The following is a 20,922-nucleotide window of genomic DNA, read 5'->3' as shown; positions in this document are numbered from 1 at the left end:
TGCGGCGAGGACGAAGTCATGCCTGAAGCAAAAGCTTTGATTCAACCCATGCCGGTCGAGCGCGATGACTCGGGCTGCTGGACTCACCCCGCCTGGCCATCAACCGATGATGAGCTGATTCCCTTCGTGTGGTTCGCTGATCGGGGGCTTGAAGTCCACCAACGGTTTTTCGAAGGCGACGCGCCCGAGGAGCTGCAGGCCGCCTGGTTTTTGAACGGCATTCCCGACTGCAGCGCATGGGAGCCTTCGAAGCCTGCCGGAGACGGCTGGTTCATCTTCTCGATCCACGACACTGAAGACGGTCCTATCTGCGTTTGGGTCAGACCTTTGGTGACGCCATGAGCCGCAGCGGATACAGCGACGATTGCGAAAACTGGAGCCTGATCTGCTGGCGTGGCGCCGTGATGTCTGCTTTGAAAGGTAAGCGAGGCCAAGCGTTCCTGCTTGAGCTTCGCGACGCTATGGATGCCATGCCGGCGAAGCGGCTCACGAAGGACACGCTCGAGTCTGACGGCGAGTTCTGCACCCTGGGTGTCATCGGCGCCAAGCGCGGGCTCGACATGAGCAGTCTCGACGCACACTGCCGGGAAAGCGTATCGAAAGCCTTCGGTATTGCTGAAGCGATGGCCGCTGAAATCGTTTTCGAGAACGACGAGCGCGACGGTGATTACGAGCTGCAGGCTGATGGCAACTACAAGTTCATCCGCGACACGCCCGAGGCGCGCTGGCAACGCATGCGTAAATGGGTCGATGGGCACATACAGCAGGTAACGCCATGACCTTGATCAAAGAACGCCCGATCCTGTTCGCGGCGCCGATGGTGCGCGCCATCCTGGAAGGCCGGAAGACGGTGACGCGGCGCGAGGTGAAGAAACAGGCAGCGCTGGATTGTCTGGCTGCCGGTTTTGAGCCTGCCTTTTTGGCGCTGCCTGGTAACTCTGATCTTTGTCCCCAAGGTCGGCCCGGCGACCGCCTGTGGGTGCGCGAGACAACCGAGATGGACGAACAAACTAGCGATAGCGTTGCACTTACCCGCTATGCCGTCGACGGTGAGCCCGTCCTGTACTCCGGCTGTGCGGACCCCGAGTACAACGGGACCGTTGCTCACTGGGACTATCCGCGCAGATCCCGCCCATCCATCCACATGCACCGATGGGCCAGCCGCATCGTGCTGGAGATCACCGACGTGCGCGTCGAGCGCCTGCAGGCCATTTCCCGCAGCGACATCCGGGCGGAGGGCTTGGAATGCCCGCCGGAACTGGCGAGTGACGATGTATCGCCCAATTATCGCGACTGGTATCCCGCCGCGTGGCGCGATCTGTGGGAATCAATCAACGGCGCCGGCGCGTGGGAGGCCAACCCATGGGTCTGGGTCGTCGAGTTCAAGCGGGTGATGCCATGACTCACTTCATCCGCAAGCGTGACGGTGGACGCTACACATGCGATCTGGTGCCGAGGGCCTGGCCCGGCCACTCACGATTCGGCCCGAGCTATCTGCTCAGGCCGGTCTGGGAAGGCCGCACGCACTACAAGACCGTTGCCGCATTCGAGCGCGAATTCACTCGCGCTGATTAACCCCTTCCCCATCTATCCACATGTCTGCCGGTGTACGGCGGGCGAGGAATTCGTATGTCCGCTGAAAAGGAACTGCTGCACGAAGTGGCGATCCAGGCCATATCTGACGTAGCCCAGCACCTCCCACTCGACTGCGAGATGTTTCTCATCGTATGCCGGCCAGGGAGTAAAGATTACGACCTAGTGCTGCCATCGCCAGAATCAAACCTCAGCAACGCGCTCGACGCGCTGCGTCGGCAAGGCCTGAGCACGCTGGGCGAGAACGCCTATAAGCGCGATCTGTGCGACAGCATCACTGGAGCCATGGCGTTCGGATACCAGAACACGAATCCGCCGCCCGAGGGGCATTGGGCGACGCGCTTCTGGGAAATAGGACGGGCCGAAGGTGAGATGCGTGAAGAGTTGACCGCGGCGCTCAAGATGAACCGCGAAAACCTCCGCGCCTGCCAGGCCACCATCCATTACGCCGGCGGCTTCGATCCCGCCTACGTGAACGATGCCCAGGCCGCGATGAAAGTTGCCGACGAATTTCTGGCCAAGTACCCGCCACTCAACCCCGCATAGACCCCGGACGGGGAAGGAACTCATCATGGCAGCAGCACAACAGATTGAGTATCAGGTTTATCCCGGTGCATGGTTCCGTCAGGAACTGCTGGGGCCGATCTTCGGCATCACCACCGAGGCCGCCCGAAAATACCGGGAACGTGGCCTTTGGCTAGAAGGAAAACATTGGCGTAAGGATCCCGCCAACCGCGTGGTCTACAGCCGGAAAGCCATCGAAACGTGGATGGAAGGCGCTCCATGACAGACAAGATGCCACCAGGTGTCGAGCTGAACGGAAAGCAACTTCGCATCACGTTCATGCTCAATGGCCAGCGATGCCGGGAGCCACTGCCCGGCATTGTCAAGATCAACAAAGCCTCGATCGCGTACGCCGACAACAAGCGCCGGACGATCATCACAGAGATCAAGGAGGGTCGGTTCGATTACGCCGCTCACTTCCCTGAGTCGGCGCGCGCCGCGATTTTCTCAGGCCACGGCGGCCCCTCAACCAAACGCACTGTGAGGGAAGGCATTGAACGCTGGATGGAGGTACAGCGGGCGAAGAAGGCCAGCAGCACTCTGATCAACTACATCAGCAAGGCCAAGCACCTCGATCAGAAGTTCGGAGGAGCAAAGATCGTCGACATCAGCAAAAGCGATTTGGAGTTGTTCCAGGCGCAGCTGTTGAAGAAGGGTCTTGCGCCTAAGACAGTGAACGACGTGTTCACAGTGGTGAGGGGGATTTGGGCTGACGCCTTCGGTGACGGCATCCTGAAGTTCAACCCGCTGGAGCGGATCAGCAATATTGAATCCGACCATGACAACGAGCACGCCGACCCCTTCAACCGCGAGGAGATCGAGCTGATTGGCAATGCCGACACCGAGCGCATGGCGGCGGCACGGATGGTGATGTTCAACTGTTGGGCAGGGCTTTCAATGTCGGAAATGGTCGCACTGGCCATCGAGGACGTTGATATGACCCTGGGCGTCGTGCACGTCCGGCGAGCGTTGGTCGTTGGCGAATACAAGGTGCCGAAGGAGCGAGCCCGGGCGCGCATGGTTGAACTGATCGATCCCGCGATTGAGCTGCTGAAGCTGATCATGCTCGATGCCGCCGATGCGCCAGCCCAGACGGTGGCGGTCACACAGCGCGACAACAACTCGATCAAGAAAGAGACCTTGCGGTTTCTGTTCCGAACACCATCAGAAGGCGTGGCGTGGACCGGCCGCAACCTGAGCAACTGGTTCACCGATCACCTTGTGAAGGCCGGGGTCCGCCATCGCGGCGTAAACCAATGCCGACACACTTTCGCCAGCCAGGCGCTTTCGAGCTACGTTCCAGTGGAATGGGTCGCGCGCCAGCTTGGCCACAGCGATACAACAATGGTCAGGAAGCATTACGGGAGATGGATTCCAGGCGATACAAAAAGCATGGCCGGCATGGTTTCAGAAATGATGGGGTTCAGATGAGTTAGCTTTAGTGAACGGCAGTTAAGCTAGGCCGGAGCACTCAGTCTCACCATTTCTGCGATCACCTGACTTGCCGCAGGGGCAACAGTGGGAAATTGGAGCACTTCCCCAACATACAGATGGGCGGCGCCCAGCGCCTCCTCCGGGCGAATCCTCGGATACCTACCTATCGCTTCTAGCTGAGCCATCAAACTTTCCGTAGAAAGACCAAGAAATGGCAAAATTCCGGCCTGCCAAACCATGTCTGCCGGCTGGACTGGCCAACTAGCTTTGTCGATAAGCTCCATACCCTGCCGTCTAAGAATTTCTAATACGAATGTAGCGCATGTGAAACCATCAATTGGGTCGGTCTTGACCAATACCCCACTGGAGTCGAAATACTCTTCATCTTCCCATGCTATGGAGTAAGGGACGTTCCCTTGAGTGTCCTCAAGCACTTTTACCAGTAATGCAATTATTGAATTGGCGGTTTCAGGCTCCATAGATGGGATAAGCAAGTAAGAGTAACGCGGGGCCAGTAAATCTTGCCGATAAAGATTATTGCGCCCTAAGTGAAAAAGCTGAGAGTTATCGTTAAAGTCCTTTACTACGAATCCAGTATGGCGCTGTCCTTCAGCGCCAAGCTCACCAGTTATCGCCAACGCCAAATAGACATCATCAGGCAACTGCACGTTAAATTTATATAGTCTAAGTTCCATGACTACCTATCTGGTCAAGCCAACAAGAAGACGTTCTAAGCGTTCATTATCTTTAAGTCTCTCGCGCACTGCTGCCATAAATGACGGCCAAGCAGGAAGACTCGACCTTGCAGAAAAGGAGGATCTGAGAATCGCAACCATCGACCATTCTGTGAGCCTTTCCGCAGAAACATTCAACAAGAGGTCGTTTACCGCTGCGAGGTTCCTTGCGGAGAAATTACGCTCTACGAAATAAACAGCGTATGCAGATGCGATCCTGCCCTGCCTGTTGTGCTCCCACTGGTAAAGCATTTGCATTGCACTGTAAGCATCTGCCAGCCCGACAGACTCATCGTGGCTCAACTTAGTAACTGAAACACCTGCCCACTTCGCAAACGTACTCACACGCGGAAAGTGCACAGATCCCGCTTGGGCGACAGCTTGGTATGCAGGATGATCATCAATCTTAACGAACGTCGAATATGCACTATTAGGAAATAGGTGATCAATATCGCTTACCCAGCCAGAGGTGACTGTACCCCACGTTGTTTGCGGCTCGACCTTAGCACCATCCAAATCTTCAGACGTTAGATTCCCTATCATGACTTAAAACCTTCCTGGAATATTGAGTAAGTTTTGGCTACGAATTCATCTAACAGCGGAATGACGGACTCTCCGTCGAGCGGGGTCTGCCTTTCTCCAGCAGAGCTTAGGTCAACCTCTCCACGAACTAAAAAATTGGTAGAGATTTGCGGAAAACCGCCAATTGCCATTTGCATAAACTGGCCACTCATTACACTCCACTTCGCGACATTGTTTATTTTCATGCCATCATACGAACGGGCTACATACGGGAAGTTAACCTGAAGAAAAAGATCCTCAACATTATCTAGGTCAACCTTAACAAAGGGCATATATTCATTGAATATAATATTTCCTTTATGCGCGTTTTCCACTGGCATCAGCAAGACCGCCCCGAACGCTACGCGGATAACGTTCGGATCAAGTGTTATCTTTTTAAAAGCATCATACATCGTATCCAGCGACGTCTGAAGATCCATAGGGGGCACGTAATCTGGCATGCTCGCTAGAGGATAAGTAAGCGTCCAGTCCAAACGATTGAAAGCGACCTTCAGGTCCAGTTGTCCCTGTAGATAAGGCCCGGACTCCACATATTCACCGGTCTGCTGCTTATTAACGGTGGTTTCTGGGTCGATACCGGTCAGCGCCTTCCACCAGTCTCTGCCGCGGCCAGACTGAGGCTCGCTGTAGAAAAACGTGAATCTCAAGACTTCAACGCGCCACGCGCTGATTTCCGGCAATGCCATCAAATTTTCCTCTCAGCACCAATGTCCAACAAACATCAGCCAGTCCGGTATTCCGGGAGGCTATGCGTCAATGTTTTGTACGATTCTCAACTGCTGCAGAATCCGAGCCAATCCTAGAAAGGTCGGTCCACACTTCCGGACATCACAGATCGCCGATCAGCTGCACAGAACACTGTAGCACCACCTTTCCGTCGGGTGAATAAAATGACCTCCATGCTTTGGACTCAGGCGTTCTGGAGCGGGCTGGACAGGCATATTTTTGCCCTAAATTTGCCCTAAATTTATAAGCCTGAAACGAAAAACCCCCGATAACGGCAACGTTATCAGGGGTTTGGCGTGTATCAATAATGGCGGAGAGATAGGGATTTGAACCCTAGGTACTGTCGCCAGTACAACGGATTTCGAATCCGTCCCGTTCGGCCACTCCGGCATCTCTCCAACGGCGCGCATCATAACAGCTCGCTCAAAGAACGCGAACCCTTTTTACGGATTTTTTCGCGTTCTTTCAGATGCTTGCAGCAATTCCCAACTAAAGCATCGGATCAGAGCGGTACGCCTAGACGCTGGGCGACTTCTTCGTAGGCTTCGATGACATCGCCGAGGCCCTGACGGAAGCGGTCCTTGTCCATTTTCTTGCGGGTTTCTTTGTCCCACAGGCGGCAGCCGTCCGGGCTGAACTCATCACCCAGGACGATCGAGCCGTCGCTGAACACGCCGAACTCAAGCTTGAAGTCGACCAATAGCAGGCCGGCGTCGTCGAACAGTTTGCTCAGGACTTCGTTGACCTTCAGCGACAGTTCTTTCATGCGAACCAGTTGCTCCGCGGTGCCCCAACCGAACGCGACGACGTGGGAGTCGTTGATGAACGGGTCGCCCTTGGCGTCGTCCTTCAGGAACAGCTCGAACGTGTAAGGGTTGAGTTTCATGCCCTCTTCCACGCCCAGGCGCTTGACCAGGCTGCCGGCGGCGTAGTTACGCACAACGCATTCGACCGGGATCATGTCGAGCTTCTTGACCAGCACTTCGTTGTCGCCCAGCAGTTTGTCGAACTGGGTCGGAACGCCTGCGGCTTCCAGCTTCTGCATGATGAAGGCGTTGAACTTGTTGTTCACCATGCCTTTGCGGTCGAGCTGCTCGATGCGCTTGCCGTCGAACGCCGAGGTGTCGTTGCGGAACACCAGGATCAAGCGGTCAGCGTCGTCGGTCTTGTAAACCGACTTGGCTTTGCCGCGGTAGAGTTCTTCACGTTTTTCCATGATGGGCTCCGCTTGCTGAATCTTGCTGAAATAGTGGGGGCGAATCGCCCGTTTGGGACGCTAGGCGATTTCGCGCCAGTCGAGCCCTGAATCCTGATCGGCCAATTGTAGCCAGTCCTCGTCGCACCCAAGGGTGTCGACGAAGCATTGCCGGGCCAGGTGCGGCAGATTGTTCTTGCTGCTCAGATGGGCCAGCACCAGATGCTGCAGATCCCGCCATCCCAACTCGTTCACCAGGCCGGCCGCCTGATGATTGTTCAAATGACCGTGATCGCCCCCCACCCGCTGCTTGAGAAAGTAGGGGTACTGACCTCGGGCAAGCAGATCGCGACAGTGATTGGACTCGACCATGAGCGCGTCGAGCCCGCGGTAGCTGTCGAGCACCATCGGGCAATACGAGCCGAGGTCGGTCAGCAAGCCGAAGCGGCGGCGCCCGTCGTTGAACACGAACTGCGTCGGCTCCAGCGCATCGTGAGCCACAGATACTACGTCGATATCCAGACCACCAATGCGCAGACCCTGCCCGCCCACCAGCCGAAGACCGGCTTCGACAGGCTTGCGCATGCCGCGCAGCGTGCCGTCACTAAGGTACACCGGCACATCGTAGCGCCGAGACAGCAAACCCACGCCATGCACATGATCGGCATGTTCGTGGGTCACTAGAATGGCGCTGAGCTGTTTACCGCTGACGCCCAGCCTGTCGAGCCGGCGTTCGGTTTCCCGCAGGGAGAAACCGCAATCGACCAGCACGTACGTGTCGTTGCTCGCAACCAGCGTGGCATTGCCGCGACTGCCGCTGCCCAGAACCGCGAAGCGCACTTAACCCAGGTTGTCCTGAATGACGCTCAACACACGACGAGCGACTTCCGTCGGCGCCACGGTGTTGATGTTCTTCTCGACCGTGACCTGAACGTTTTCACCGACCTTGCTCAGGCGAACCTGATAACGCTCGGCGCGGGCTTCTTTCTCTTCCTTGGACTCTTCGCTGCCGAACACGCGGCTGAGGAAGCCAGGCTTGTTTTCAGGCTTGTCGGCTTTTTCCGCCAGGTTGATGTAGTACAGGCCCAGGCTGCGGTTGATGTCTTCAACGCGCCAGTCGCCCTGGTTAAGCGCACGACCAACGCTCGACCACGCGCGATCCAGGTCCGCGCCCAGGTTCAGCACCGGGTTGCCGCTGCCGTCTTCGCTGAGGGAAACGCGGCTTGGGGTATCGAAATCACGCGCCGCCAGCAAGGACACCGAACCGCCCTTCTCGGCCGTACGGGTCAGGCTTGCGAGCATGTCGTCGGTGAGCACGGAGTCGAGGCCGACGTTGGTGCTGCGCGACGGAAATGCAGGATCGTCTTTGCTGCCAGCAGGGCGTTGCACACTGACCACATAGATTTCACTGGTGTTGCGCTGCACGCCCGGCTCGATACGAACGCGGACGCGGGTCTCGGTGTTGGCGGCATCGCCACTCGAACCCATGCGCTTGGCTACCGATACGGACAGCTCGTCCATGCGCTGCCAGGTGGTGTTGAATTCACCGGTTTGCGGACGATCTTCGGCGATGCGGAAACCGTTGTCTTCAAAGTACTGGTGCGCCACAGGCCAGACTTCAGCCGGTGCGCGCTGGGCAAGAATCCAGCGGTTGTCGCCGCTCTTCTGCAGCGTGTAGTCGCCGGAGTCCTGAGCAGTGGTCAACGGCTGCGGACGCGGCACGGTGAATTCACCCTTCTGGGTGTCGTCGGCGACGTTGCGCGGGATCGGCAGCAACGGGTCCAGTCGTTTGACTTCCTGAACGCCCTCGGGCATTTGCATCGGAGGCTTCTGGGTCGCTTCCAGGTAATCGCTGCTGCGATCGCGGAAATAACCGTCCTGGCCAAAAAGCCAGCTGCAACCGCTGGTGCTGGAGATAATCAAGGCTAGTGCGGAAAGTCCGGCCAGTCGCTTCATTGCGTAATGCTTCCTCATTAGACCAATACACCGGACTGGCGCAGGGCCTGACGCAGCGGCTCGTGGCAGGACTCGCTGAGCCAGGTAAGCGGCAGACGAATACCGTCTGGCATCAAACCCATCTCATGCAGGGCCCATTTCACGGGAATAGGGTTCGATTCGATGAACAGGGTCTTGTTCAGCGGCATCAGTTTTTCGTGGATCGCGCGGGCGGTGTCGGCATCACCGTCCATTGCGGCCTTGCACAGGTCGGCCATGGCGCGCGGCGCGACGTTGGCAGTGACCGAGATGTTGCCTTTGCCGCCGAGCAACATCAGCTCGACTGCGGTGGCGTCGTCGCCGGAATAGACCAGGAAGTCGCTGCTCACGCCGGCAAGAATATCCTTGGCGCGCTGCAGGTCACCGGTGGCTTCCTTGATGGCGATGATGTTTTTGACTTTCGACAGGCGGATGACGGTCTCGGCTGACATGTCGCAGGCAGTACGGCCCGGCACGTTATAGAGAATCTGCGGGATGTCGACGGCTTCGGCGATGTGCTTGAAGTGCTGGTACAAGCCTTCCTGGGTCGGCTTGTTGTAGTACGGGGTGACCAGCAGGCAGGCATCGGCACCGGCGTTCTTGGCGTTGGTGGTCAGTTCGACCGCCTCGCGGGTGGAGTTGGCGCCCGTGCCGGCGATGACCGGAATGCGACCAGCGACCTGCTGGACCACGCGGCGGATGACTTCGATGTGCTCGTTGACGTCGAGCGTCGCGGATTCACCGGTGGTGCCGACGGCAACAATGGCGTTGGTGCCCTCTTGCAGGTGAAAGTCCACCAGTTTGCTCAGGCTGTCCCAATCGAGACGACCTTGTGCATCCATGGGTGTGACCAGTGCCACCATACTGCCCGCAATCATGCAAACCGCTCCTGCCGGAAAAAGAGAGCGGTAATGGTACTGGCGCCATGATCCTTGCACAAGGCGAGCATTCCCCTCGGCGCCGGTTTTCGCTACCCTTCGGTCTTTGATCGGTACGGGTCATCTGCCCGGCTCGTTCGACTGCTCGATTTTGTCGTCACTTACCCCGCCCTGCGTCGCTATCGCGCGCCATGACAGGCTCATGGACGCGATTGACGGCTGTGGGTCGGGGCGACGTCACGATGCCTTCGTTCGTCGAGCCCGCCGGCAAAGGCCTGCTGCGTACCGACCGCTCATCGTTTAGGAATGCTGCATGTCATCCATCCCCACAGTTCGCGAACAATTCCTTGTCATCAGTGCCCTTGGCGCCAACCCAATGGAGCTGACCAACGTGCTGTGCCGCGCCAGTAACGAAAGCCGTTGCTCGGTCGTCAGCTCACGCCTCACTCGCCACGGTGAGTGCAGCGCGCTGATCCTGCAGATCTCCGGCAGCTGGGACGCCCTGGCGCGTCTGGAAACCGGCCTGCCCAATCTGGCGAAGAAACACGCCTTCACCGTCAATGTGGTGCGCAGTGCTTCGCTGGAAAACCGTCCGGAAGCCCTGCCCTACGTGGCCTACGTCAGTTCGGCGTACCGCCCGGACATCATTAACGAGCTGTGCCAGTTCTTCATCGACCACAATGTCGAGCTGGAAAACCTGATCTGCGACACCTACCAGGCACCGCAGACCGGCGGCACCATGCTCAACGCGACGTTCACCGTGACATTGCCGGCCGGCACCCAGATCAGCTGGTTGCGCGACCAGTTCCTGGACTTCGCCGACGCACTCAACCTCGATGCGCTGATCGAACCGTGGCGCCCTCAAGCACCGATGTAAGGAGTCCCGTATGGCTGTAGAACTCGACCAACCCGTTGCCGACTTTCAGGTGCAGGCCACGAGCGAACAGGCGGTCAGCCTGTCGGCACTGAGAGGTCAGCAAGTCGTCCTTTATTTCTACCCGAAGGACAGCACCCCAGGCTGCACCACCCAGGGCCAGGGCTTTCGCGATCATCACGCCGACTTCAAGGCTGCCAACACCGTAGTGTTCGGTGTTTCACGGGACAGCCTGAAATCCCACGAGAACTTCAAGGCCAAGCAGGAATTCCCGTTCGAGTTGATCTCGGACAAAGATGAATCGCTGTGCCAGTTGTTCGATGTGATCAAGCTGAAGAAGCTGTACGGCAAGGAATACCTGGGCGTCGACCGCAGCACCTTCCTGATCGACAAGGACGGTGTGCTGCGCAAGGAATGGCGCGGCGTGAAGGTGCCAGGGCATGTGGCGGCGGTGCTGGAAGCAGCTCAGGTGCTGAACCAGGCTTGATCGCCATACTGTAGGAGTGAGCTTGCTCGCGATCGGGTTCGTTTAGTCATCGCATCTTGACCTGGACGACGCCAATCGCGAGCAAGCTCACTCCTACAAAAGCAAGGCAACACCTACAACAACGGCGCCACTGTCGGCTCATTCCGTGGCCACGCATCAAGCACGGCCTTGAACAGGGTCGCCAGCGGAATCGCAAAGAAAATCCCCCAGAACCCCCACAGCCCGCCGAACAACAACACGGCGCAAATGATTGCCACCGGGTGCAGGCTGACGGTCTGGGAGAACAGCAGCGGGACCAGCACGTTGCCGTCCAGGGTCTGGATAATGCCGTGGACCACCATCAGGTAGATGAACTGATCGCTCCAGCCCCACTGGAACAGCGCGATGAACGCCACGGGCACCGTCACCACCACAGCGCCCACATACGGCACGACTACCGAAATCCCCACCAGCATCGCCAGCAACGCCGAATAATTCAGGCCCATGGTCACAAAGGCGATGTACGTCACCCCGCCGCAGATGAAAATCTCGATGACCTTGCCGCGAATGTAGTTGGCGATCTGCCGGTTCATTTCCTCGGCCACATGGGTAATCAGCGTTCGTTCGCGGGGCAGATAGCCCCTCGCCCAGCGGCTGATCATCCGACGATCTTTAAGGAAGAAGAACACCAGGATCGGCACCAGCACCAGGTAGATCATCATGTTGACCAACAGCGGCAGGCTGGACAGAGAAAACGTCAGCGCCCATTGGCCGAACTTTCCGACCTCGCCGCGAGCCACTTCGATGGCCTGCAAGACCTGCTCGTCCGACACCAGATGCGGATAACGCTCCGGCAGCAGCAACAGCAATGACTGCCACTTGGCGAGCATGCCGGGCAATTCGTTGAACAACGTGATGAGCTGGCGCCACAACAGAGGCACGAGCACCAGCAGAAACAGCGCCAGCGCCCCCATGAATAAAGCGAAGACCAGCCCCACTGCGCCACCTTCCGGCACTCGCAAGCGCTCGAGCAGGTTGACCAACCCTTGCATCAGAAACGCGAGTACCAGCCCGGCCAGCACCGGGGCAAGCATGCCGCCAAGGGTAAGAACAACGGTAAATCCGAGAACCAACAGCACCGCCAGCACTACCGCTTCCTCGTCGGAAAAGTAGCGCTGTATCCAGTCGCGAAGCACTTTGAACATCAAGAATCCTAAGGGGGTTGTTGCGAGGGGTCAGAAACGCTCAGGCCTTGCGTAGCCAGTACCGATAAATGCCGTCAGCGTTTTCTTCGTGCAGCAGCGCATGCCCGGCCAGTTTTGCGAAGGTACGGAAGTCGCGCTGCGAGCCTGCGTCCGTGGCCGTCACTTTGAGGACCGCGCCGCTGGCCAGACGGTTGAGTTCCATCTTGGCCTTGAGCAAGGGAAGCGGGCAATTGAGACCGCTGGCGTCAAGCTCTGCATCGCAGGCTGCGGGGTGTCCTACAGCGTCAGACATCGTTTCTCTCCGGGTAGACACATCCGCCCTCGCATAAAAGCCAACGGGCGGAAGAACATTCTTACAAGTTTTCCAGAATACCCCACTCTGGTCAGCAAGCCATTGAGCCAGCTACAGTGACGTCTTTCTGCCCCAGAGTTTCGTGCATGAATTTTTTGCGCCCCACGCTGCTGACCCTCGCATGCCTGCTGGCAGCACCGAGTTTCGCAGAAGATGACCTGCCCTCCCTCGGCGACGCGAGTTCATCCATCGTTTCTCCGCAGCAAGAACATGACCTGGGGCGCGCCTGGCTCGGGCTGCTGCGCTCTGAAGTGGCGCAGCTGTCCGACCCGCTGCTCAAGGACTTTGTTGAGTCGTCGGTCTACCGTCTTGCCGAAACCAGCCAGGTGCAGGACCGCCGTCTCGAATTCATTCTGATCAACACGCCGGAGATCAACGCCTTCGCCGCGCCCGGCGGGATCATCGGGGTCAACGGCGGGTTGTTCCTCCACGCTGAAACCGAAGGCGAATACGCCGCAGTACTCGCCCACGAACTGGCTCACTTGTCGCAACGGCACTTTGCCAGGGGCGTGCAGGCGCAGCAGCGCATGCAAGTGCCGGTGATGGCGGCGATGCTCGCCGGTATTGTCATGGCCGCAGCGGGCGCGGGCGATGCAGGGATTGCCGCGATTGCCGGCACCCAGGCCGCCGCGATTCAGGAACAGGCGCGATTCTCCCGGCAAAACGAAGCAGAAGCGGACCGCATCGGCATTCTTAACCTGGAAAAGGCCGGCTACGACCCGCGCAACATGCCCACCATGTTCGAGCGTCTGGCGCGCCAGTATCGCTATGACGCCAAGCCACCGGAATTCCTGATGAGCCACCCGGTGACCGAATCCCGTATCGCCGACACCCGCAACCGCGCCGAGCAAGCCAAGCCCGGCGGCAAGGAAGACAGTCCTGCGTATCAATTGATGCGCGCCCGCACCGTGCTGATCTACGAAGAAACCCCCGGCATGGCCGCCAAGCGTTTCCGGGCGCAACTGGCCGAGAACCCGAAAAACGACGCCGCCCGCTATGGCCTGGCGCTCGCACAGACCAAGGCAGGTCAGCTGAACGAAGGCCGCGAAACCTTGAAGCCCCTGCTCGACAAGGCGCCGGACAACATTCCTTACAACCTCGCCGCCGTGAACCTGGACATCTCCAACAATCGCCTGCCCGACGCTCAACAGCGGGTGGACCGAATGCTGAATCTGTATCCCGATAACTATCCGCTCAATCAGGCCAAAGTCGACGTCTTGCTCAAGCAGTCCAAGGCGCCCGAGGCGTTGAAGTCTCTGGAGATTCTGCTGAAGAGCCGCCCGGACGATCCGGACATCTGGAATCAGGTGGCTGACACCCGTGGCCTGTCGGGCGACACCATCGGCCTGCATCAGGCGCGTGCGGAATATTTCGCGCTGATGGGCGATTTCAAACAGGCGATTCAACAGCTTGAATTCGCCAAGCGCCGCGCGAACAACAACTTCCAGCTGGCCTCGCGCATCGACGCACGGCAGCAGGAAATCATCGCCCAGGAACGGGCGGTGAAGGACATGATGAATTGAGGTGAGCTACGAGCGGCAAGCTATAAGCGGCAAGCTGAAATGCGGCGAGCTGGCTTTTCGCTTGAAGCTTGAAGCTTGAAGCTTGAAGCTTGAAGCTTGAAGCTTGAAGCTTGAAGCTTGCGGCTTGCGGCTTGCGGCTTGCGGCCGTTATTCAAGCATTCCCCGAGGCTTTCATGCGTGCCGCCTGGGTGAAGTCGAGCATGCGCTGCAACGGCCGGACGGCGTGAGGGATAACGGCGGGGTCAACGAAGATCTCGTTGGTGCCTTTGCGCAAACACTGAAGCGTGCGCGCCAGGGTGTTCATCGCCATCCACGGGCAATGGGCGCAACTGCGGCATGCGGCGCCATTTCCGGCGGTCGGTGCCTCAATGAAGACCTTGTCCGGGCACAGCTGCTGCATCTTGTAGAAGATGCCGCGGTCGGTGGCGACGATGAAGGTGGTGTTCGGCAGCGTTTGCGCCGCCTTGATCAACTGGCTGGTAGAGCCCACTGCGTCAGCCAGATCAATGACAGACTCGGGGGATTCCGGGTGCACCAGAATGGCGGCGTCCGGGTACAACGCCTTCATGTCCTCCAGTTGCCGGGACTTGAACTCCTCGTGCACGATGCAGGCGCCGTCCCACAGCAGCATGTCCGCCCCGGTCTCACGCTGGATGTAACGGCCCAGATGCTTGTCAGGCGCCCAGATGATTTTCTCGCCGTTGTCCATCAGGCTTTCGACGATCTCCAGCGCGCAACTGGACGTCACCACCCAGTCGGCACGGGCTTTTACCGCGGCTGACGTATTGGCGTAAACCACCACAGTGCGTTCGGGATGCTGATCGCAGAACGCAGCGAACTCATCGACCGGGCAACCGAGGTCCAGTGAGCAGGTCGCTTCGAGGGTCGGCATCAGGATGCGTTTTTCAGGGGTCAGGATTTTTGCGGTTTCGCCCATGAAACGCACCCCGGCCACCAGCACGGTTTTCGCCGGATGGTTTTTGCCGAATCGCGCCATCTCCAGAGAATCCGAGACGCAACCGCCGGTTTCTTCCGCCAGTGCCTGAATCACCGGATCGCAGTAGTAGTGAGCGACCAGCACGGCGTCCTGGGCCTTGAGCTCGGCAGCGATCAGCCGGCGGTATTCCGCTTCCTCGTGCGGGCTCAGGGTTTTGGGCTGCTTGGCGTCCAAGTGCGCTTGGACCAGGAGGCGTTCGGAGATGTGTGTCATGTCGTTGGACCTGAATGCGCGTACGGACGGAAAGTCCGCATGATAGAAAACGGCCCGGAAGTTAGCACGGGATCCGTTGAGCGATCACTTACCGGCAGGCTCCGCCCTCAATGCCAGCGCAATCACCTCAAGCGCAGGCCATTGTAAAAACACGGCCGCAATGGTTTGAACGAGTCACCCGAAAAACCGCCGAAACCCTCAAGCCCGCCATTCAATGGCAGAATCTGCACCACTGGACAGTTTTGGAGCCCCTCATGCTGAGCGTGTTTGAACGACGACTCGACCCCTTCCCTCCCGACGAAGCACCGCCGCCGCCCGTGGGGCTGGCGCGGTTTCTCTGGGCCTGCACCCGGGGCGCGCGTGGCTATATTCTCGCCCTTGCGGTGCTCAGCGCCTGTGTGTCGCTCTACGAAGCCTGGCTTTTCTCGTTCCTCGGACAAGTGGTCGATCTGCTGTCGACCTGGAAGGACGGCGGCGCCACCGCAGGTGAGGAAAGTCGCGCGCTGTGGGGCATCGGCATCGTGCTGGTGGTCAGCATCGCACTGGTGGCCCTGCGCACGATGGTTCAGCACCAGGTGCTGGCGATCAACCTGCCGCTGCGGCTGCGCTGGGATTTTCACCGACTGATGCTGCGGCAAAGCCTGTCGTTCTTTTCCGATGAATTCTCCGGCCGGGTCACCACCAAGGTCATGCAGACCGCGCTGGCGGTGCGGGACGTGCTGTTCACGCTGATCGAAATCGCGCCCGGCATCGGCGTTTACTTCATCGCGATCATCGCCCTGGCCGGCGGCTTCGCCTTGAAGCTGATGCTGCCGTTCCTTGCCTGGATCGTGCTGTTCGGGCTGGCCATGCTGTACTTCGTGCCGCGCCTGGGCAAGGTCGGTCAGGAGCAGGCCAACGCGCGGTCGTCGATGACCGGGCGAATCTCCGACGCCTACACCAACATCACCACGGTAAAGCTGTTCTCCCACTCCAAACGGGAAGCGCAGTTTGCACGCGCGGCGATGGAGGATTTCAAGCAAACGGGCTTTCGCCAGATGCGTCTGGTCAGCCAGTTCGAGATCGTCAATCAGGCACTGGTCGTCGCATTGATTCTGGGCGCGGGCGGTTATGCCCTGTGGCTGTGGCATCAGGGTGACGTCGGGACTGGAGCGGTGGCCGCGATTACTGCAATGGCGCTGCGCATCAATGGCATGTCCCACTGGATCATGTGGCAGATGACCTCGCTGTTCGAGAACATCGGCACGGTGCAGGACGGCATGGCGACCCTGACCCAGGGCCCTAAAGTTCAGGACGCGCCGGATGCTACCGTTTTGAAGACCACCGGCGGCGCGGTGACCTTCGACAACGTCAGCTTCAACTACAACGGCGAGCGCCAGGTGCTGGATGGTTTGGATCTGGCCATCCGGCCGGGCGAGAAGATAGGGCTGGTTGGCCGTTCAGGGGCCGGCAAATCCACGCTGATCAATCTGCTGCTGCGCTTCTATGACGTGGACAGCGGCGAGATTCGCGTCGATGGGCAGAACATCCGGCAGGTCACCCAAGACAGCCTGCGCAGCACCATCGGCATGGTGACTCAGGACACGTCGCTGCTGCATCGCTCCATTCGCGACAACATTGCGTATGGTCGACCTGATGCCACCGATGAGGAAATTCACACCGCGGCGGTCAACGCCCAGGCGGATGGCTTCATCAGCCAGCTCAGCGACAAGCATGGCCACAGCGGCTACGACACGCTGGTCGGTGAACGCGGCATCAAGCTGTCGGGCGGCCAGCGCCAACGGGTTGCCATTGCCCGCGTGATGCTGAAGAACGCGCCGATCCTGCTGCTGGACGAAGCGACCAGCGCGCTGGATTCGGAAGTCGAAGTGGCGATTCAAGAAAGCCTCGACGAAATGATGAAAGGCAAGACCGTCATTGCCATCGCCCACCGTCTGTCGACCATTGCGGCCATGGACCGGCTCATCGTGATGGACAACGGGCGCATCATCGAACAAGGCACCCACGCTGAACTGCTCAGCAAGAACGGCACTTATGCGCGGTTGTGGCATCACCAGAGCGGCGGGTTTCTGGGCGAGGATCAGGGCGTGCCTGAAGCGGTGGATCAGGTCTAGCGCAGACGCGCGTCGATTACCCGGAGCAGAACGACGGCTTGCTGTCAGAGCCGTCGTTCGAGCCAAGCGGCTGTGCTGACACGCGAAAGCAGCGTCCATCCGAATCTTGTAGTAGACCGACTTACTAGGATGTATTCTCCGAGCCATGAATACTCCTCAAACACGTGGTTCATCTGATGTCCGTCAAGGAATCCTCGACGTCGGCCAACGCATCATGGCCGCCAAGGGGTATTCCGGCGTAGGCCTCAACGAGATTCTTGCCGCCGCTGGCGTGCCGAAAGGCTCCTTCTATCATTACTTCGGCTCCAAGGATGCCTTCGGCGAGGCGTTGCTTGAGCACTACTTCGACGACTACCTCGCTGACATCGATCGCATCCTCGGCGAGCCCGGCCTGCCCATGGGCGAGCGGCTGATGAACTACTGGCGCGTCTGGCAAGATACGCAGTCGTTCCAGGAGTGCCAGGGCAAATGCCTCGCCGTGAAGCTCGGTGTTGAAGTGGCGGATCTGTCTGAGACCATGCGCGCGGTGCTCAAACGCGGCACGGCCGGGATCACTGACCGGCTCGGCAGCGCGATCGAGGCTGGCGTTGCCGATGGCTCGCTGCCCGCCTGTGAGAATCCCTACGCCGTCGCGCAGAGCCTTTACCAGCTCTGGGTCGGCGCCAGCGTCATGGTTAAGATTGAAAGAAGCCTTTCCCCCTTCGAAACTGCCATGACAACGACGCGCACGATCCTGCGCCTTGCCTGATCGGCGCACAGCCACTGTGCGCCGCAACATCTGCTACCCCTGATCCTTCGTCTCCCCCGCCGTGATGCCTGCCAGCGCACCAGCCGTCTTGTGCGTCCATGTCCGTGAACCTTTTCCTGCGCGCCTATGCATCATGCCGGCAACGAGCTCGATAATTTTTTGAAATAACTCTAGACGACTGGTCTACTCAGGACTATGGTGTACCTACTTTAGCCCGTCACAAGGAATACACCGATGAAAGTTCTCATGGTTCTGACTTCCCACGACACCCTTGGCAACACCGGCCGCCCTACCGGCTTCTGGCTGGAAGAACTGGCCGCGCCCTACTACGCGTTCAGCGACATCAACGCCGAGATCGTTCTGGCGTCGCCACAAGGCGGTCAACCTCCGCTGGACCCAAAGAGCAACGAGCCTGACTTCCAGACCGACCTGACCCGCCGTTTCGAGAAAGACGAAACCGCCAAAGCCCTGCTCGCCAACACCGTCCGCCTGGACAGCGTAGTTCAGGCAGATTTCGACGCTGTGTTCTACCCAGGCGGCCATGGCCCGCTGTGGGATCTGGCTGAGGACAAGCATTCCGTCCAGCTTATCGAATCATTCATCGCCGCCAACAAGCCAGTCGCTGTCGTCTGCCATGCCCCCGGCGTGCTGCGCCACGTGAAGAACGCCGACGGTACGCCCCTGGTTAAAGGCAAAAAGGTCACCGGCTTTGCCAATAGTGAAGAAGAAGCGGTCGGCCTGACCAACGTGGTGCCTTTCCTGGTGGAAGACGAGCTCAAATCACTGGGCGGCGTCTACTCCAAAGGTCCGGACTGGGGCTCGTACGTCCTCACCGATGGTCTGCTGATCACCGGCCAGAACCCTGCTTCTTCCGGCCCTGCAGCAGACGTGCTGATCAAGGCACTGCAAAACAAATCGGCCTGATCACCGCCCGGCGCGAGGGGTGTTCGCACCCCTCACCGCTTCTCACCCTTGCACCGAGATAACCGCCATGAACTGGTAATGAACGGATTCAACCCGACCCCAGGCCCGACTATATGTCGGGCTTTGTCGTTTCTGGACGGAGGCGAATTATCAAACAAACAGGTCTTCGGCGGGTCTACCACGCCAATGGCGGGCATTGATGAACGCTCACGATGCCCGTTGCTACTGGATCTGCCGTCTACGGCGGTGGCAGTGCCAAACCCTCTATCGCGAGAAAAAAAATGGCTCAGGGAAAGAAAACAGCGTTGCAGAGTGAAGCGGTTGTCATGACTGCTCATGGCACGTATGACAGCTACGTGGGTACAGCCGATAACGACACCATCACGGGCACCACGAAGCGGGATTTCATCTTTGGCGGCGATGGCGACGATATTCTCATCGGTCAGGGAGGGGATCCCGACCCGTTCAGCAACGCGCAGGATCGCTACAACGGCGGCGCGGGTGTCGATACGATCACCAGCCACTCCGCTTATGTCTACGGGAACACGTTCGTCTACACCTCGGTGACGGACAGCTACTTCGACAAACAGGGTTCCCACTCTGACCTGATCAAAAACTTTCAATCCACTGACGTACTTGACCTGACAGCCCTGGGGTTGGAGCGCGTTGGCGATGGCCACAACGGCGATCTGGCGGTGACCTACAACGCCATTGAGGACATCACCTATGTGCGCTCTATGGATAAAAACGCCCTGGGCCAGGCATTCGAAGTCAGACTGGAAGGCGATCACGCCGCCGAGCTTGGCACGCAGAATTTCGCCCTGCGTTACGACCTGACTGCAGAAAGCAATGGCCGCGAACATGGGCTAAGCAACAAGCAATACGTCATCACCGGGACCGATGGCGATGACTTTCTGGTCGTACCCCGCTCCGGCAACATCGTGACCGGTGGAGGCGGAGCGGACGAGATGTATGGTGGCGGTTCGCGTAACACGTTTGTCTTCGAGCATCTCACCGACAGCTTCGTGAACGACGGGACAGGCCAGTCCAGCGTTGACCTCATCCACAGCTTCAGCCTCGGTGACGGTGATCTGCTGGACGTTTCGGCACTGGGGTTCACCGGACTGGGCGATGGCTATAACGGCACACTCCATTACAGCTACGACAGCGAAGCGGGTTACGCGGTTGCCCAATCCTTCGAGGCCGATGAAGACGGCAACCGATTCGCCGTGCACCTGACGCCACATGACCGGGATCCGCTCACCGGCCTGCAGGACATGGACCGGTTCACCTTTGCCGGAGACAGTGCAGCAGACCGCGCCAAACAGACGCTGACCGGCGACAACTACCGTGACGAGTTCACCAACTCGACAGCAGGCGGCATCCTTGTCGGGGGCGGTGATGATGATCTGCTGGTGGGCAATACCGGGGTCGACACCTTTCGATACGTCGAGAAGAGCGACAGCTTCCGGGGCAACTCGGACTTCATCAAGAATTTCGACGCCACGCAGGACCGCATCGATGTGTCAGCGCTGGGGTACACGGGTCTGGGGGACGGCACCGATGGCACGCTCAAGTTGATCTACGACACCGCCCTGCACCGCACCTATCTCAAGGATTACGAAGCGGACGCTGACGGCAACCGGTTCGAGATCAGTATCGACAAGAACGTCGCCAAGACCTTCACCGCCGATAACCTGATTGTGGCCGACGCGAACGCTGCGCACATCGAGCTTGTGGGCCTGGCACCCGCTGACCTGCACCCGATCGGCTGAACCCAGAAGCGCCATTCCAAATGGCAGGCATGAAAAAGCCGTCGCAAGTGC

At 58.9% G+C, this 20,922-nt stretch carries 24 protein-coding genes and 1 tRNA gene; 14 read left to right on the top strand and 11 right to left on the bottom strand.

All coding sequences use genetic code 11. The features are described 5' to 3' along the window. Positions 1–18 precede the first annotated feature (18 nt). Genes EC919_RS08200 through EC919_RS08175 form a run of 7 tightly spaced genes read left to right on the top strand, consistent with a single transcriptional unit; the run spans position 19 to position 3,588 of the window. Positions 19–342 carry a hypothetical protein gene (locus EC919_RS08200; RefSeq protein WP_133772875.1) on the top strand — a complete coding sequence of 108 codons (324 nt, stop codon included), beginning with the start codon at positions 19–21 and terminating at the stop codon, positions 340–342. Further along, entirely contained in the window at positions 339–779 is a 441-nt protein-coding gene (locus tag EC919_RS08195) for a hypothetical protein (protein WP_133772873.1), read from the top strand. Before EC919_RS08200 ends, EC919_RS08195 begins: the two co-directional genes overlap by 4 nt. Continuing rightward, a complete protein-coding gene (locus tag EC919_RS08190) occupies positions 776–1,402 on the top strand; it encodes a hypothetical protein (RefSeq protein ID WP_133772871.1) in 627 nt (208 codons plus the stop codon). The genes EC919_RS08195 and EC919_RS08190 overlap by 4 nt, the downstream gene beginning before the upstream one ends. Next, positions 1,399–1,575: a hypothetical protein gene (locus tag EC919_RS27095; protein ID WP_166650507.1), complete on the top strand. Its 177-nt coding sequence runs from the start codon at positions 1,399–1,401 to the stop codon at positions 1,573–1,575. The genes EC919_RS08190 and EC919_RS27095 overlap by 4 nt, the downstream gene beginning before the upstream one ends. 54 nt (positions 1,576–1,629) lie before the next feature. Next, positions 1,630–2,139 (top strand): hypothetical protein, encoded by a 510-nt coding sequence (locus tag EC919_RS08185; RefSeq protein WP_133772869.1) that lies wholly within the window; start codon positions 1,630–1,632, stop codon positions 2,137–2,139. Positions 2,140–2,164: 25 nt separating this feature from the next. Then, positions 2,165–2,380, top strand: coding sequence for an excisionase family protein (locus tag EC919_RS08180; RefSeq protein WP_133772867.1), 216 nt, complete (start codon positions 2,165–2,167; stop codon positions 2,378–2,380). Next, positions 2,377–3,588, top strand: a complete 1,212-nt coding sequence (locus EC919_RS08175) for an Arm DNA-binding domain-containing protein (RefSeq protein WP_133772866.1) — start codon at positions 2,377–2,379, stop codon at positions 3,586–3,588. The genes EC919_RS08180 and EC919_RS08175 overlap by 4 nt, the downstream gene beginning before the upstream one ends. Before the next feature lie 26 nt (positions 3,589–3,614). Here the strand turns inward: EC919_RS08175 and EC919_RS08170 are convergent, their stop codons facing one another. The 8 genes from EC919_RS08170 to dapA all read right to left on the bottom strand — a co-directional run bounded on the left by EC919_RS08170 (position 3,615) and on the right by dapA (position 9,680). Next, positions 3,615–4,286, bottom strand: coding sequence for a hypothetical protein (locus EC919_RS08170; protein WP_133772864.1), 672 nt, complete (start codon positions 4,284–4,286; stop codon positions 3,615–3,617). Between the two features lie 6 nt (positions 4,287–4,292). Next, on the bottom strand, positions 4,293–4,868 hold the full coding sequence (locus EC919_RS08165) for a hypothetical protein (protein ID WP_133772862.1): 576 nt from the start codon (positions 4,866–4,868) through the stop codon (positions 4,293–4,295). After that, the gene (locus EC919_RS08160) at positions 4,865–5,593 is read right to left on the bottom strand and encodes a hypothetical protein (protein ID WP_133772860.1); all 729 of its coding nucleotides are present in this window, start codon (positions 5,591–5,593) and stop codon (positions 4,865–4,867) included. The genes EC919_RS08165 and EC919_RS08160 overlap by 4 nt, the downstream gene beginning before the upstream one ends. 348 nt (positions 5,594–5,941) lie before the next feature. Beyond that, positions 5,942–6,031: transfer RNA gene (locus EC919_RS08155), tRNA-Ser, on the bottom strand. A 104-nt stretch (positions 6,032–6,135) separates the two neighbouring features. Next, on the bottom strand, positions 6,136–6,849 hold the full coding sequence (gene purC / locus EC919_RS08150) for a phosphoribosylaminoimidazolesuccinocarboxamide synthase (protein WP_133772858.1): 714 nt from the start codon (positions 6,847–6,849) through the stop codon (positions 6,136–6,138). 60 nt (positions 6,850–6,909) lie between these two features. Next, positions 6,910–7,668 (bottom strand): MBL fold metallo-hydrolase, encoded by a 759-nt coding sequence (locus tag EC919_RS08145; RefSeq protein WP_133772856.1) that lies wholly within the window; start codon positions 7,666–7,668, stop codon positions 6,910–6,912. Further along, a complete protein-coding gene (gene bamC / locus EC919_RS08140) occupies positions 7,669–8,784 on the bottom strand; it encodes an outer membrane protein assembly factor BamC (RefSeq protein ID WP_133772854.1) in 1,116 nt (371 codons plus the stop codon). Positions 8,785–8,801: 17 nt separating this feature from the next. Next, positions 8,802–9,680, bottom strand: coding sequence for a 4-hydroxy-tetrahydrodipicolinate synthase (dapA, locus tag EC919_RS08135; RefSeq protein WP_122623058.1), 879 nt, complete (start codon positions 9,678–9,680; stop codon positions 8,802–8,804). Between the two features lie 313 nt (positions 9,681–9,993). On the opposite strand from dapA, the gene EC919_RS08130 reads away from it, so the two are divergent. After that, entirely contained in the window at positions 9,994–10,557 is a 564-nt protein-coding gene (locus EC919_RS08130) for a glycine cleavage system protein R (protein ID WP_037014004.1), read from the top strand. A gap of 10 nt (positions 10,558–10,567) precedes the next feature. Next, positions 10,568–11,041, top strand: coding sequence for a peroxiredoxin (locus EC919_RS08125; protein WP_133772853.1), 474 nt, complete (start codon positions 10,568–10,570; stop codon positions 11,039–11,041). Positions 11,042–11,154: 113 nt separating this feature from the next. Here EC919_RS08125 and EC919_RS08120 read toward each other — a convergent pair whose 3' ends face one another. Both EC919_RS08120 and EC919_RS08115 read right to left on the bottom strand, forming a co-directional pair. Further along, entirely contained in the window at positions 11,155–12,225 is a 1,071-nt protein-coding gene (locus tag EC919_RS08120) for an AI-2E family transporter (RefSeq protein WP_133772851.1), read from the bottom strand. A 40-nt stretch (positions 12,226–12,265) separates the two neighbouring features. Next, positions 12,266–12,517, bottom strand: coding sequence for a sulfurtransferase TusA family protein (locus EC919_RS08115; RefSeq protein WP_065986752.1), 252 nt, complete (start codon positions 12,515–12,517; stop codon positions 12,266–12,268). A gap of 146 nt (positions 12,518–12,663) precedes the next feature. Here EC919_RS08115 and EC919_RS08110 point away from each other — a divergent pair, with 146 nt between their 5' ends. After that, positions 12,664–14,100 (top strand): M48 family metalloprotease, encoded by a 1,437-nt coding sequence (locus tag EC919_RS08110; protein ID WP_133772849.1) that lies wholly within the window; start codon positions 12,664–12,666, stop codon positions 14,098–14,100. Positions 14,101–14,251: 151 nt separating this feature from the next. On the opposite strand, the gene nadA is transcribed toward EC919_RS08110, so the two are convergent. After that, the gene (gene nadA / locus EC919_RS08105) at positions 14,252–15,310 is read right to left on the bottom strand and encodes a quinolinate synthase NadA (protein WP_133772847.1); all 1,059 of its coding nucleotides are present in this window, start codon (positions 15,308–15,310) and stop codon (positions 14,252–14,254) included. A gap of 254 nt (positions 15,311–15,564) precedes the next feature. Here nadA and EC919_RS08100 point away from each other — a divergent pair, with 254 nt between their 5' ends. From EC919_RS08100 to EC919_RS08085, 4 genes are all read left to right on the top strand, one after another. Further along, on the top strand, positions 15,565–17,424 hold the full coding sequence (locus EC919_RS08100; protein WP_133772845.1) for an ABC transporter ATP-binding protein: 1,860 nt from the start codon (positions 15,565–15,567) through the stop codon (positions 17,422–17,424). Between the two features lie 145 nt (positions 17,425–17,569). After that, a complete protein-coding gene (locus EC919_RS08095) occupies positions 17,570–18,172 on the top strand; it encodes a TetR/AcrR family transcriptional regulator (RefSeq protein WP_133772843.1) in 603 nt (200 codons plus the stop codon). 234 nt (positions 18,173–18,406) lie between these two features. Continuing rightward, entirely contained in the window at positions 18,407–19,096 is a 690-nt protein-coding gene (locus EC919_RS08090; RefSeq protein ID WP_133772841.1) for a type 1 glutamine amidotransferase domain-containing protein, read from the top strand. 326 nt (positions 19,097–19,422) lie between these two features. Then, complete coding sequence (locus EC919_RS08085) at positions 19,423–20,871, top strand: M10 family metallopeptidase C-terminal domain-containing protein (protein WP_208294957.1); 1,449 nt, start codon at positions 19,423–19,425, stop codon at positions 20,869–20,871. The last annotated feature ends 51 nt before the right edge of the window (positions 20,872–20,922 follow it).

The sequence above is a fragment of the Pseudomonas graminis genome (genome assembly GCF_004364335.1).
Lineage (GTDB): Bacteria > Pseudomonadota > Gammaproteobacteria > Pseudomonadales > Pseudomonadaceae > Aquipseudomonas > Aquipseudomonas graminis_D.
Note: the sequence above shows the minus strand (reverse complement) of the source record. Positions and strands in the feature narration are given on the sequence as shown.